Here is a 12757-nt window from a genome sequence, read left to right as displayed (position 1 = left end):
CGAGGCGAGGACCTCGGACTGGCGAGCGGGGAGTTGTGCGACCCGCGAGCGGCGAGGTCCGAGCGGTGCGAGGACCTCGGACTGGCGAGCGGGGAGTTGGGCGACCCGCGAGCGGCGAGGTCCGAGCGAGGCGAGGATCTCGGAACGGCGGACGGAGAGGTGACTACCGATGAGCGCCGAACACGAGGCTCACCCGCTGTTCCTGCCGCTCGTGTTCGCCGGCGGCCTGCTCTTTGGCTTCGGGCTCGGGTTCAGCCACATGGCCCAGCCGGAGGTCGTCCTCTCCTTTCTCCAGCTTCGGGACCTCGGCCTGCTGTTCGTGATGTTCGGTGCAGCCATCGTCACCGGCCTCACGTTCTTCCTCGCCACGCGCTTTCTCGGCGACGCGCCGCTCACCGGCGACGGCTACGGCCGTCGGCTGAAGGCCCTCGACCGAAACGTGCTCTTCGGCGGCGCCATCTTCGGCGTCGGCTGGGGGCTGTCGGGCATCTGTCCCGGCGCGGCCTACGCCAGCCTCGGCATCGGCAACCTCCCCATCCTCTGGGGCATCGCCGGGATGTTCATCGGCGCGTACGCCCAGGGCTACGTCCGCTCTGCGAGCGACGAGCCGCGGGTGGTGGGGACTCGAGCCGGGGACGACTGATCCCGTCGAGACCCACCAGTAGCGAGAAAGTGAGACGCGGAGAGGCGAATCGAATCCGATCGGGATGCGAGCGAACGCGACTACCCGTGCCCCGTCACTCGAGGCCCGCCACCACCTGCGGAACCGCCGCGGCGACGGCGTCCTGCTCGACGTGGGCGACCGCCCGCGGATCGGGGTCGGGGCCGTCTTCGAGCAGCACCTGGATCGCCTCGAGTCCGGCGTTCGTCGCGCCGAAGACGTCGGCGTCGACCTCGTCGCCGACGTATACCGCCTCCTCGGGGGCGACATCGAGTTCGTCGACGATCGCGTCGAACGCCCGGCGATCGGGTTTGCCGGCCTCGAGTTCGCCGGTGACGAGCGCGGCGTCGAAGGCGCGCTCCCAGCCGAGGGTGGCGAGTTTGTCCCGCTGGGCGAGCACGGGGCCGTTCGTCAGGAGACCGACGCGGTACTCCTGGCGGAGCGCGTCGACCATCGACTCGACGCCCGGCAGCGGGGTCAGCGCCTCGGCGATCGTCTGCCGGTAGGCCGCGGCGACCGCGGCGGGTTCGGCGTCGGTGTCGTACTCGGCGAGTAAGTCCGCGAAGATTGGTTCGCGCGTCTCGCGGGTGAGGTTGCGCCGGTGAGCCTCGAGGTAGGCCTCGCGGGAGAGCGGTGGGGCGCCGGCCGCCTGGGCGGCCTCTGAGAGGATCGTCGCACGGTCGCGTTCGGGGACCGCCAGGGTGTAATCGAGGTCGAAGACCACGGCCCGAGGCATGGGTGTGGGTTGGGGACCGAACGGGCTTGAAGCTATCCGTCGTTCTCAGCTGGCAGCGGTCGTCAGGCGGATTCGAGGCGTCGCGCCCGCTCGTCTCACCGACGTGAACGGCCGGGTAGCGGCTCACCCGGGGGACAAACGTGGAATATAAATGGTCGGGGCAAAAGTGGCCAGTCATGAACGGTTCGTCGGAAACGATAGCCAAACTCCGTTTCGCTGGCGGTGATCGCCAGTGACCGATCTGCTGGACCGGCCGCTCGTGCCAATCGCCGGTCCCGACGACGCAGCCGAGACCTACGAGGGGGTCCGGCCGTACCTGCTCGAGAGCCCAGCCGACGTGCTCGTCGTCCACGTGATCGAGAAGGCAGGCGGCGCGCCGGACAAGGCGGGGCTCACACAGCGCGAGGAGTACGCCGAGGACGCGTTCGCCGCGTTCCGGAACCGAGCCGCGACGGACGGCATCGACGTCGAGACGCGGCTGTGCTACGGGACGGACGTCGCCGAGACGGTCGTCGACGTCGCCGACGAGGAAGACGCCACGGCGATCGTCTTCTCCTCCCGGGGCGGTGGCCGCTGGCTGGACGCGCTTTCGGGCGGCGTCCGCTCCTCGCTCGTGACCGAGAGTGACCGACCGGTCGTCGTCCTTCCGGGGGGCTGATCCGCGATGAACGCACTCGAGTCCACGCGTGGGGGTGGTAATCGATGACCGAGGAAGAGCTCGCGAAGGACCTCGGCCTGCTGTCGGCGATGACGATCGGCATCGGGACGATGATCGGCGCGGGCATCTTCGTGCTCCCGGGTGAGGTCGCCCAGGAGGCCGGCCCGATCGTCGTCGTCTCCTTTCTCATCGGCGGGCTAATTGCGATGATAAACGCCCTCTCGGTGAGCGAACTCGGGACGGCGATGCCGAAAGCCGGCGGGGGCTACTACTACGTCAATCGCGCGCTCGGACCGGTATTCGGCTCGATCGCCGGGCTGGGCGACTGGATGGGGCTGGCGTTCGCCTCGGCCTTCTACGCGGTCGGCTTCGGTCGCTACCTCGCCTTCTTCGTCGAGATCCCCAACCTGGTCCTGCCCGGGACGGGATTCGTCTTGCTTACGGGCGTCCAGATCGGGGCGCTGCTGGCCGGGATCGTCTTCGTCGGCGTCAACTACATCGGCGCGAAGGAGACCGGCGGCATCCAGACGGTCATCGTCCTGATCTTGCTCGGCATCCTCGGGCTGTTCGCCGCCGGTGGCGGGCTCGCCTTCGACTACGGCACGCTCGTCTCCGAGGGTGGCTGGGCGCCGTTCGGCACCGGAGCGGTCCTGCCCGCCACTGCGCTCGTGTTCGTCTCCTTTCTCGGCTACGCGAAGATCGCGACCGTCGCCGAGGAAATGAAGAATCCGGGCCGGAACCTCCCGATCGCGATCGTCGGCAGCGTCGCCATCGTGACGGTGATCTACGGCATCCTCGTGACGTTCATGGTCGGCATCGTCCCGTGGCCCGAGCTGGATCTCGACCGGCCGGTCGAGGACGCGGCCAACGTCGCCTTCCTCGAGATCGGGGCCCCGGAGCTCGTCGCTGGCGGCGTCGCGACCCTGATGGTCGTCGGCGCCCTGCTCGCCACCGCGTCGTCGGCGAACGCGTCGATCCTCTCGTCGGCGCGAATCAACTTCGCGATGGGACGTGACAAGATCGTTACGCCGAAGCTCAACGAGATCCACCCGCGCTTTGCGACGCCGTACCGATCGATCCTGCTGACCGGCGGGCTGATCGTCGCGTTCATCCTCGTCCTCGGTGGGGACGTCGCGGCGCTGGCGTCGGCGGCGTCGGTGCTCCACCTCATCGTCTACGCGCTGATGAACGCGGCGCTGATCGTCTTCCGCGAGACCGACGTTGCCGAGTACGACCCCGACTTTACGGTGCCGCTGTACCCGATCACTCCGATCCTCGGAATCACGCTCTCGCTGGGACTGATCAGGTTCGTTGCGCCGCGGGAGATCGCACTCTCGGCGCTGTTCGTCGTCGGTGCCGTACTCTGGTACTTCCTCTACGCCCGCTCGCGAACCGACGTCCAGGGCCACCTCGGCCAGTACGTCCTCGATCGGGCCGACGAGATGCCCGAGCCTGCGGTGGCTGCCGCCGACGCCGTCTCGCCCGACGGCGGCGAGTTCACCGTCCTCGTCCCACTGTCGAACCCCGAAACCCAGTCGCACCTGCTCGAGATTGGCTCCGCGGTCGCAAACCAGCGCGACGGCCGCGTCGTCGCGGTCAACGTCGTCGACGTGCCCGACCAGACCTCCCTCGAGGCCGCCCGCGAACAACAGGACTTCGAGGAGTCAGAACGGCTCCTCGAGACTGCTCGCCGGGACGCAGAGAAGTTCGGCGCTCCCGTCGAAACCCACACCGTCCTCTCCCACCGCCCCATCGAGCAGATCTTCGACGGCGCCCGCCGGTACGGCGCGGACGTCTGCGTGATGGGTTGGGGCCCCGACGCGCTGGGCCCGGGCGGTCGCGCCGAGTCCGCGATCGACGAACTGGCTCACTCGCTACCGTGTGACTTCCTCGTGTTCAACGACCGCGGCTTCGATCCCTCCAGAATCTTGCTTCCGACGGCCGGTGGCCCTCACTCCGAACTGTCCGCCGCAGCCGCGCGGGTCTTCCAGGAGGAGTTCGACTCGGACGTCACCCTCCTGCACGTCGCCGACGACCTCGAAGAAGGGCGGGCGTACCTCCGGTCGTGGGCCGCCGACAACGAACTCGTCGAGGTGGAGCTCCGGGTCGAGACGGGCGACGTCCAGGCGGCAATTGCTGAGGCCGCACGAGACCACACGATGGTCCTCATCGGCGCCACCGAGGAGGGTGTCCTCTCGCGGCTCGTTCGCGGCTCGCTCGTACTCGACGTGCTCGACGACGTGGAGTGCTCGGTGTTGCTCACCGAACGCGAGAGCGAGCGCGGGCTCCTCGAGCGCCTGTTCGGACGCGGATAGCGAACCCCGCCGTCACCGATTCTTTTTACGCTCTGACCCCATCGTTCGCCACGAATGTCCGACCCACCGCCGTGGAAGGTGTTGCTCCCGGTTCGTGCCCTCGAGTCCGAACCACTGACGCCCGGCTTACTCGAGTTGCTCGCACCGATTCCCGCCGTCGTGGTCGGCTACCACGTCTCGCCCGAGCAGACGTCGCCCGAACAGGCCAGATCACAGTTCGAGGCCCGCGCACGACCAGCGGTCGACGAGATGGTGGCGGCGGCGATCGAAGCGGGCGGAACCGTCGAGTCCCGTCTCGTGTTCACACCGAGCGAGCGGAAAACGATCGATCGCATGACCACCGAGGCCGATTGCAACGTCCTCTTGCTTCCGAAGCCGGTCGACGACGTCGAACGGCTCCTCGTCGCGGTCAGAGGCGAGGTGAACGCCGACCGGCTGGCCGACTTCGTCGCGACGGTAGCCGCGAACGGAGACCTCGAGATCACCATCCTCCACGTGGCCCGGAGCGACGGTGGACGCGACGACGGGACGCGGCTGACCGGAGCGGTCGCGTCGGCGCTCGTCGAGTCGGGCCTCGACCCGGCGGCCGTCCACGAGTCGGTCGTCGTCGACCCCTCGCCGCTCGCGAAAATTCTGGCGGAAGCCGAGGCGCACGACGCGCTGATCGTCGGCGAGAGCGGCCGATCGCTCCGGTCGTTCGCGTTCGGACCACTCTCCGAGCGAATCGCGAATCGCTCGGTGGGGCCGGTGTTCGTGGTCGGCGGCGATCGAGGATAGTCGAAGTCGCCGGGCCCGACGACGTCCACGCCGACGTGGTACTCGGGCCCGGCACCGCCCTTCCCGTCGGGATACGCACGCTTATGTGGCCGGTGGGACGATGACCGGGTATGCCACTGGAGACGCTCGTCGTCGCCGTCGGACCGACGGAAGAACGACGAGTCAGCGAACTGACGAGCACGGTTCTCGACGTCGCCACACCGGCAGAGGCGACGGTCGTGTTGTTCCACGCGTTCTCTCGGACAGCCTTCGAGGAGGGCGTCAAAGAGACCGGCTTCGACCTCGAGGACCCGCCGGAGCCGGCGGCGGTGGCCGCGCGGCTCGAGAGCATCGACGCGATCTCCCGGGCGCTCGAGGACGAAGGGATCGACTACGAGATCCGAAGCGCGATCGGCTCGCCGAAAGACGCGATCCTCCGGGCGACGGCCGACGCCGACGCCGACCTGTTGTTCATCGGCGGCCGAAAACGCTCGCCGGTTGGAAAGGTGATCGTCGGGAGCACGGCCCAGAAGATCCTGCTCAGCGAGTCCTGCCCGGTCGTGTTCGTCCGCCAGGGGATCGACGAGGGGGACGACTCACAGAGTTGAAACGGTTTTATCACCGTGTGCACAACGGACGGGTATGGACCTCATCGTCGTCGCGATGGACGACTCCCCACACGCGCGCAAGGCACTCGAGTACGCACTCGAGCGGTTCCCCGACCGGACGATTCGTGCCGTCCACGTCCCCGAAGTTTCGGAGTTTCCGACCGGTACGGAGACGACGGACGAGATCGTTACCGAACGGGTCGCCGAAATCCTCGAGGAAGCGGAAGCGATCGCCGCAGAACACGGCCGGGAGATCGAGACCGAGACGACCTACGGCCACGCGGCGAAGGCGCTCGTCTCCTACGCGAACGACCACGACGCCGACCACATCGTCGTCGGCAGCCGTGGCCGAAGCGGCGCGAAACGACTCCTCCTCGGAAGCGTCGCCGAGACGATCGTTCGCCGGGCGGACTGTCCGGTCGTCGTCGTCCGCTAGTACTCCGCCAAGGGTCGAACCGGCCTTCGGCGACGGATTCGACCCTGCAGATCGGGCTTGGCAACGCACTACCGCCCTCGTTCTGTATAGCTGACTCCTTCGGGCTCGTCATCGGAGTCTCCCTGCGTGGCTGGCCCCGCGTCACCGGTAGCCCGGGCCGGGACGTAGGATCGACCGGCGGAGCCGCCGAAGACCCACTCGCGAATCGACAGCTGGCGCTCGACCCCGTCCTTGCGGGCGGCCTCGAGGCGGCGCTCGGTCGTCTGGAAGTAGTTGACGACGGTCACGAGCAACACGCCCCCTACCGTGTTCCCGAGCAGGACGGGCAGGACGAATCCCGTCAGGCCGGCCAGGATGGCGATCTGCCCGTTGAGGACGAGGTACATCACCTCGGTGAAGGAGACGACGACGTGGAAGAGGTCGGCGTAGGGAATCGCGAGAAAGGCCATGTAGACGAGGAAAAACCGGGTGATCGTGTCGCGGGCGGCGAAGTCGAGCCAGACGACGCCGGCGACGATCAGCCCGGCGAACGCGGCCTTGAAGAAGAGGTCCCAGAAGGGGGTTTCCATGCCTTTCATCGCGATATCGGTGGCAGCGATGGCGGCCGGGTCCGAGAAAACGCCGGTGTACGCCAGCACGACCGCGCCGAACGTCCCGCCGACGAAGTTTCCGATCAGAACGACGATCCAGACCCGAAGCAGGGCCGGGAAGCTCGCGAGGCGCTCGAGAACCAGCGCGACCGGCGGGAGCGTGTTCTCGGTGTACAGCTGGTAGCCGCCGAGGATGATGTAGACGAACCCGATGGGGTACAGAAGGCCACTGAGGATCGGGTCTCCGCCGGTCGATGCGGTCATCGAGGCGTAGACGAGGAACGTGAGCGTGATCGCGAAGCCGGCCGCGAGACCGCTGAAAAACAGCTCTCGGAGGCCGGTGTCGATCTCGTCGTCCGCGGCGGCGATGATCCGCTGGAACACCTCGTCGCTCTCGAAGCGGTCCCTGACGACGGCACCAACCGCGGGTGCGCCGTGTTTCGACTGTTCGACGCTCTTCCGAAGCGAGGCTTCGCCATCCGAGTCGGTCATTGCCCCGATTCGGTGGTGACGGGTCAAAACGTCTCGTATCTTCCGCCGCCAGCGCCGCGGATCAACATCGCAGGCGAGAGCCGTCGGTGAGGGCCTCGCAGGACGGTTCCGGGGCCACCCATCTTGACAACCGTGGTCGGTGAACGGGCACCCATGTACGACACGATCCTGATTCCGACCGACGGTAGCGACGTCGCGGCGTCCGCAGGCGAGTACGCGGCCTCGCTGGCGGGCGCGTTCGACGCCGACCTGCACGTGCTCTCCGTGGAGGAGCCGCGAGACCGCGCCGAAGACGAGGAGTTGCCGGCTGAACAGGCGGTGGGCGCCACGTCGGCCCTCGCCGACGACGCCGGCCTCGAACCCACGACGAGCGTGCGAGAGACCGACGGGGACGTTCACCGGGAAATAATCGATTACGCCGAGGAGCACGACGTGAGCTGTATCGTGATGGGCACCCACGGTCGGACGGGCCTGAGCCGATTCGTCCTCGGAAGCGTCGCCGAGCAGACGCTCCGGGAGTCGCCGATTCCCGTCGTGACGGTCCACGAGGGGACCGACGTCGAGCCGACGATCGACCGACTGCTGGTCCCGACCGACGGCAGCGACTCTGCGGCCGCCGCCGTCTCCCACGCGATCGACCTCGCGACGGCGACCGACGCGACGCTCGAGGTCGTCCACGTCGACGGGCGCCGGCTCCAGCGCGACCCCGACCGGTACGAGTTCCCCGGCGCGGACGAGAAAACGGGCGTCGACGCCGTGGACGAGGCCGTCGAACGGGCACTCGAGGCCGGCCTCGAGCCGGTTCACGCCACGGTCCTCCCCGGGCGGGCCGACCAGGCGATCCTCGCCCACGCCGCCAAACGCGACGCCGACGCCATCGTACTGGGCACGCACGGTCGAACGGGAGTCCGGCGGTACCTGCTCGGGAGCGTCACCGAACGTGTCGTCCGCTTCGCCGGGGTGCCCGTCTTCGCCGTGAAGCCCGAACCGGGGCCGACGACGACCGTCGAGTACCTGGACTACGCGGTGATCGAGGAACGCGAGTGGTCGCTCGAGGACGGCGACCTCTTCGAGCGGGCTGCGGAGACGGCCGGACTGGACGAGGCAGCGTACGGGACGCTCGAGGTCGAGCAGGGGGAGTACCTGCTCGACGCCGCCGAGTCGGCGGGACTCGACTGGCCCTTCTACTGTCGATCCGGGGGCTGCGTGAACTGCGCAGCCGTCTGCCTGGAGGGCGAGGTCGAGATGGACGTCAACCGGAGTCTCTCCGAGGAGGAACTCGAGGAGGGGCTTCGGCTGACCTGCGTCGGAACCCCGACGGGCGACACGCTTCGGCTCGTGGTCAACGCCAAGGAACTCGAGTCACTGGAAGACCGGGTGATGTGAGTCACTGCTCTGGATCGTCTCGTCGACGGGTGAATCGGACGTCGACACGAGAGACGGCCACGAGTTCCTGAACAACGCTTATTGGACGATCTGTGGACAGGTGAGGGTATGCTCGGCCACTACGAACTCGGCCTGATCACGCTGATCCTCTCGGTCATCGTCACGATCACGGGGTTCATCATCATGGCGAACCGCTACGGCTACGGACCGAGAGGGACGATCCGTGAGGTAAACCGGTGGGGGCACGTCGTCCTCGGGGTCTTGCTTCTCATCTTCGTGATCCTGACGTACGTCATCACACCGCCACAGACGATTCCCTGACCGAATTCGACGGTAGGCGGCTCACGGACATCGGCTCGAGGAAGCCGAACCGGTATCGGTGACGTTTACCGAACGGGTGTCGTATTCCTCTCCATGTTCGAAACGGAAGCCGCCTCGAGTCGCATCCGAAACCTGGTGATTTACGCCGTGGGCGTCGGACTGGCCGTCCTCGGTGCGCTGGGAATCTCGGAGGCGATCGAGCTGTCGATCGTGCTCGCGGCGCTCGCGTTCGTCGGCGGACTCGCGCTCGTCGTCTCCGTTCACGAGTACCTCGGTGGGCCCATTTAACCCGGGACTCGAACGGACACACCGGCTCACTGCCGGTCGAATCGCGTCGTGAATCCGTATCGCTCGAGCGTAACCAGCCTGTCGAGGTGATCGCGCTTGATCTGGGCTTTCGACGTCTCGTCGTCGAACACCGCCTCGATGGTATCGACCAGCTGATCGCTCGCCAGGACGTTCGGGACGTTGACGTACGTTGCACCCGCATCGAGCAGCTCGCTAGCTTCACGCGAGGACCGACACCGGAGGATCACGTCGGCGTCCGTCTCGAGGTCGAGCACCGTCTCCGAAACCGGTCGGTGATCGACCGTCGAAATGATCAGCCTCGCCGAATCGGCGCGGGCGTTCTCCCACGGATACTGCGACATCGCGTCGCCGAAGACGTAGTGTCGACACTCCGCTCGCATGTCGTCCCAGAGGACCGGGTCGTTGTCCATGACGACGTACGGCTGGTCGAGTCGCTCGAGCGTCTCGACGATCCGCCGTCCCTGGCGACCGTAGCCGAGGACGACGACGTGATCGTCGAGCCCTTCGGGAACGTAACTGCGTTCGTCGATCTTTCTGGTCTGTCGCTCGCCGACGAGTCGCTGGACCACCGACTCGTAGATCACCTCCTTGAACTCCCGGGCGAACGACGTGAGGATCATCGTCACCGCGGCGGCGAGGATGATCGCCTCGAAGACGGTGTCCGTGATCGTCCCGAGGAGCCACGCCTGGATGGCGATGACGAGTGCGAACTCACTCACCTGGTTGAGGTTGGAGCTCGCGAGGAACGCGGTCCGTGAGTCGTATCCCTCGTAGGTGAACGCCAGGAGGAGGACGAACGGGTTGACGAAGAGCACGAGTCCGATCAGTACAGCGGCGACGACGAACGTCTCCACGGTGGGGATCGAGACGAGCGCCCCGATCGTGACGAAGAAGATGGCGACGAAGAAGTCCTTGATCGACTCGATCCCGTTTCTGACACCCAGCGCCTCTGCACCCTCGCTCCGGACGGCGATGCCGGCGGCGAACGCGCCGACGACGATCGAGATGCCGACCAGCTCCGCCGCCGCGATGAACGCGATCAGGATCGAGATGCTCCCCATCAGGATGAGCTCCTCGAACCCCTCGGCGAGCCTGATCAGCAGGGGGTAGCCGTGTCGGTAGATCAACAGCGCGGCGGCGAGAAAGAGGACGCCGTAGCCGATACTCGAGGTGACGGCCTCGGCGGTGAACACCTCGACCGAGAGGATCAACACGAGCGCGATCGCGACGAGGTCGTCGAAGAAGTGGATCGACGACGCCAGCCGGCCGTGGACGAGATTGTCGCGGATCTCCTCTTTGAGGAGGCCCGCGCCGACGATCGTCGAGCTCAGCGTCGCGGCCGCGGCGAAGTAGATGGCGTTGCGGACGGGTGCGTCGAACCCGTACAGCTCGCCGAACAGGAAACCGACGCCGAAGGCGATCGGCGCGACGACGACCAGTTGCGTAACCGCGGCGGTTTCACCGTCTCTGAGGACCGACTGGAGGTCGCCGAAGTTGACCTGGATGCCGAAGACGAACACGAGGAAGGCGATCCCCCACTGGGCGAGTTCGACGATGTCCGCCTGCGCGAAGCCGAGCGTCCCGGTGATCAGCCCGGCGATGATGTAAAACGGCACCGGCGAGAGCCCGAAGTGGTTCGCGACGAGCAACAGGACTCCCGCCGAGACGAAGATGGCCGCGAGCGCGATGACGAGGTCAGCCATCGATCTCACCTCGCGTGTCGGCTGCCTCGAGCCCATCGCGCTCGAGGTCCATCCGCTGGCGTCCCTTCCGGCGGATCCGTTCGATGTCCGCCTCGATCGCCTCGCTGAACGTCTCCTCGTCCGTGAAGTACCGCTCGAGGTAGTCGCTCAGCTTCTCGGCGGTCAGGTACGTGCTCATGACGACGTAGGCTGCACCTAGGTCGTAGAGGGTGCGTGCGTCGTTGATTCGTTCGGCCTCGACGAACACCATCGCGTCGTCGCTCACCTCCTCGAGCAACGCCCGGTTCACCTCGACCTGGACGCTCGAACTGAGCACGAACCGGGCGTTTTTGAGGTTCGCCGCTTTGCGGACCTCGCTGTGTCGGAAGTCCCCGAAGATGTAGTCGAACCGTCCTTCGGCCTCGAGCGCTTCGACGTGTTCGGTCTTTCGGTCGATGACGACGACCTGGCCGTACTCCTCCTCGAGCAGCGGGAGCGCGCGCTCTGTGACCTCGTCGTAGCCGATGGCGATCGCGTGATCTCGGTACTCCCCGAGTTCGGTGTCCTGTTTCCCTTCCGACTCGAATCGGCTGAACCACGGTCCTACGCGCTCGTAGATCTCGTGGTTGTACATGACGATGTACGTCGAGACGCTCATCGTCAGCAGCGCCATCAGGCTCAGGTAGCCGAGGATCTCGGATTCGATGTATCCCTGGGCGAACGCGAGCGCGCCGACGACCAGCGAGAACTCGCTGACCTGGACCATGTTGATCGACCCGAGGAAGGACGTCTCGACGGTGAACCCTTCCCGATCGATGAGGTAGAACATGATCCAGAAGTTCCCGATCATCAGCACGAGCGAGGCGATGATCGCCTCTTGCCAGTAGAAAAGCAGCGCCTCTACGCCCTCGATCTGGAGGCCGATGCTCGCGAAGAACACGAGGATGAAGAAGTCGGTGATCGGCGTGATACGATCCTCGAGTTCCTTGCTGTAGGGTAACTGTGCGAGGCTGATGCCAGCGAGGAACGCGCCGACCTCGACAGAGAGGTCGAAGCCCTCGGCGATGGCGATGAACAGAAACGCCCACGCGATGGCGACGATCAGGAAGACGTCCTTGTTGTCCGCAATTCTCCGGAACAGCCGTGGAAGGAGGTAGCGAGAGGAGGCGATCGAGAAGATCCCGATGAACGTCATCATGACGAAGATGACGCCGAGGGTCGTGGCGATCTCGGTGGCGTTGTCGAGTGAATCGGCCGCGAACAGCGCGAGGACGATCACGAGGTAGATGTCCTGGACGATGAGGACGCCGACGTCGATCTTCCCCGGGAGCGACGTGATCTCGTCCTTGTCGGTGAGGATCTTGACGATGATCGGCGTCGCGCCGAAGACGGTCGCGAGCGCGATGACGAGGATTTCGGTCGTGCCGAAGCCCAGCGCCCACGCCACGAGAAACGCCAGCGCGGTCTGGAGGACCGTCTGGCCGATGGCGACGTTAGTGATTGGACGCAGGATCTCCCGAATGTCGTCAAAGCGCATCTTCATCCCGAGCAGAAAGAGGAGAAATCCGAGTCCGAGTTCGGCCATGAGGTCGACGAGCCCCTCGTCGGTGACGACGTCGAATAAGACTGGGCCGAGGATGATTCCGGTGAGAATGTAGGCGATGATCGTCGGCTGACCGGTCTGTCGGGCGATGATCCCGACGGCGGTCGCTACGACGACGATGATCGCGAAGTCCGCGGCGAGAGCAATCTGGCTCATCGGGTGTTCTGACTCTTGATACGGCTTTGGTTATCCGAGGTTTATACG

Annotated in this window: 12 protein-coding genes and 1 pseudogene; 9 read left to right on the top strand and 4 right to left on the bottom strand. The window is 66.3% G+C overall.

Annotated features, from left to right (window positions below; genetic code table 11):
* Positions 1-169 precede the first annotated feature (169 nt).
* Positions 170-643 carry a YeeE/YedE family protein gene (locus NMQ09_RS10985; RefSeq protein ID WP_255190625.1) on the top strand — a complete coding sequence of 158 codons (474 nt, stop codon included), beginning with the start codon at positions 170-172 and terminating at the stop codon, positions 641-643.
* A 94-nt stretch (positions 644-737) separates the two neighbouring features.
* On the opposite strand, the gene NMQ09_RS10980 is transcribed toward NMQ09_RS10985, so the two are convergent.
* A complete protein-coding gene (locus NMQ09_RS10980; protein ID WP_255190624.1) occupies positions 738-1397 on the bottom strand; it encodes an HAD family hydrolase in 660 nt (219 codons plus the stop codon).
* A 232-nt stretch (positions 1398-1629) separates the two neighbouring features.
* Between NMQ09_RS10980 and NMQ09_RS10975 the strand changes: the two genes are divergently transcribed.
* The 5 genes from NMQ09_RS10975 to NMQ09_RS10955 all read left to right on the top strand — a co-directional run bounded on the left by NMQ09_RS10975 (position 1630) and on the right by NMQ09_RS10955 (position 6170).
* The gene (locus tag NMQ09_RS10975) at positions 1630-2055 is read left to right on the top strand and encodes a universal stress protein (protein WP_255190623.1); all 426 of its coding nucleotides are present in this window, start codon (positions 1630-1632) and stop codon (positions 2053-2055) included.
* Between the two features lie 44 nt (positions 2056-2099).
* The gene (locus NMQ09_RS10970; RefSeq protein ID WP_255190622.1) at positions 2100-4370 is read left to right on the top strand and encodes an amino acid permease; all 2271 of its coding nucleotides are present in this window, start codon (positions 2100-2102) and stop codon (positions 4368-4370) included.
* Positions 4371-4424: 54 nt separating this feature from the next.
* Entirely contained in the window at positions 4425-5147 is a 723-nt protein-coding gene (locus NMQ09_RS10965) for a universal stress protein (protein WP_255190621.1), read from the top strand.
* 110 nt (positions 5148-5257) lie between these two features.
* Positions 5258-5734, top strand: a complete 477-nt coding sequence (locus NMQ09_RS10960) for a universal stress protein (protein WP_255190620.1) — start codon at positions 5258-5260, stop codon at positions 5732-5734.
* Positions 5735-5768: 34 nt separating this feature from the next.
* A complete protein-coding gene (locus tag NMQ09_RS10955; protein WP_255190619.1) occupies positions 5769-6170 on the top strand; it encodes a universal stress protein in 402 nt (133 codons plus the stop codon).
* Between the two features lie 140 nt (positions 6171-6310).
* Here the strand turns inward: NMQ09_RS10955 and NMQ09_RS10950 are convergent.
* Positions 6311-7252 (bottom strand): annotated as a pseudogene (locus NMQ09_RS10950) (formate/nitrite transporter family protein); the annotation flags it as partial.
* 153 nt (positions 7253-7405) lie between these two features.
* Between NMQ09_RS10950 and fer the strand changes: the two are divergent.
* The 3 genes from fer to NMQ09_RS10935 all read left to right on the top strand — a co-directional run bounded on the left by fer (position 7406) and on the right by NMQ09_RS10935 (position 9247).
* On the top strand, positions 7406-8638 hold the full coding sequence (fer, locus tag NMQ09_RS10945) for a ferredoxin Fer (RefSeq protein WP_255190618.1): 1233 nt from the start codon (positions 7406-7408) through the stop codon (positions 8636-8638).
* Between the two features lie 108 nt (positions 8639-8746).
* Entirely contained in the window at positions 8747-8959 is a 213-nt protein-coding gene (locus NMQ09_RS10940; protein ID WP_255190617.1) for a hypothetical protein, read from the top strand.
* Positions 8960-9052: 93 nt separating this feature from the next.
* The gene (locus NMQ09_RS10935) at positions 9053-9247 is read left to right on the top strand and encodes a hypothetical protein (RefSeq protein ID WP_255190616.1); all 195 of its coding nucleotides are present in this window, start codon (positions 9053-9055) and stop codon (positions 9245-9247) included.
* Between the two features lie 26 nt (positions 9248-9273).
* On the opposite strand, the gene NMQ09_RS10930 is transcribed toward NMQ09_RS10935, so the two are convergent.
* Both NMQ09_RS10930 and NMQ09_RS10925 read right to left on the bottom strand, forming a co-directional pair.
* Positions 9274-10971 carry a cation:proton antiporter gene (locus NMQ09_RS10930; protein ID WP_255190615.1) on the bottom strand — a complete coding sequence of 566 codons (1698 nt, stop codon included), beginning with the start codon at positions 10969-10971 and terminating at the stop codon, positions 9274-9276.
* Positions 10964-12709, bottom strand: coding sequence for a cation:proton antiporter (locus tag NMQ09_RS10925; RefSeq protein ID WP_255190614.1), 1746 nt, complete (start codon positions 12707-12709; stop codon positions 10964-10966). The genes NMQ09_RS10930 and NMQ09_RS10925 overlap by 8 nt, the downstream gene beginning before the upstream one ends.
* Positions 12710-12757: the final 48 nt, after the last annotated feature.

This window comes from Natronobeatus ordinarius (assembly GCF_024362485.1).
GTDB lineage: Archaea > Halobacteriota > Halobacteria > Halobacteriales > Natrialbaceae > Natronobeatus > Natronobeatus ordinarius.
This window is presented reverse-complemented; position numbering and strand designations above follow the sequence as displayed.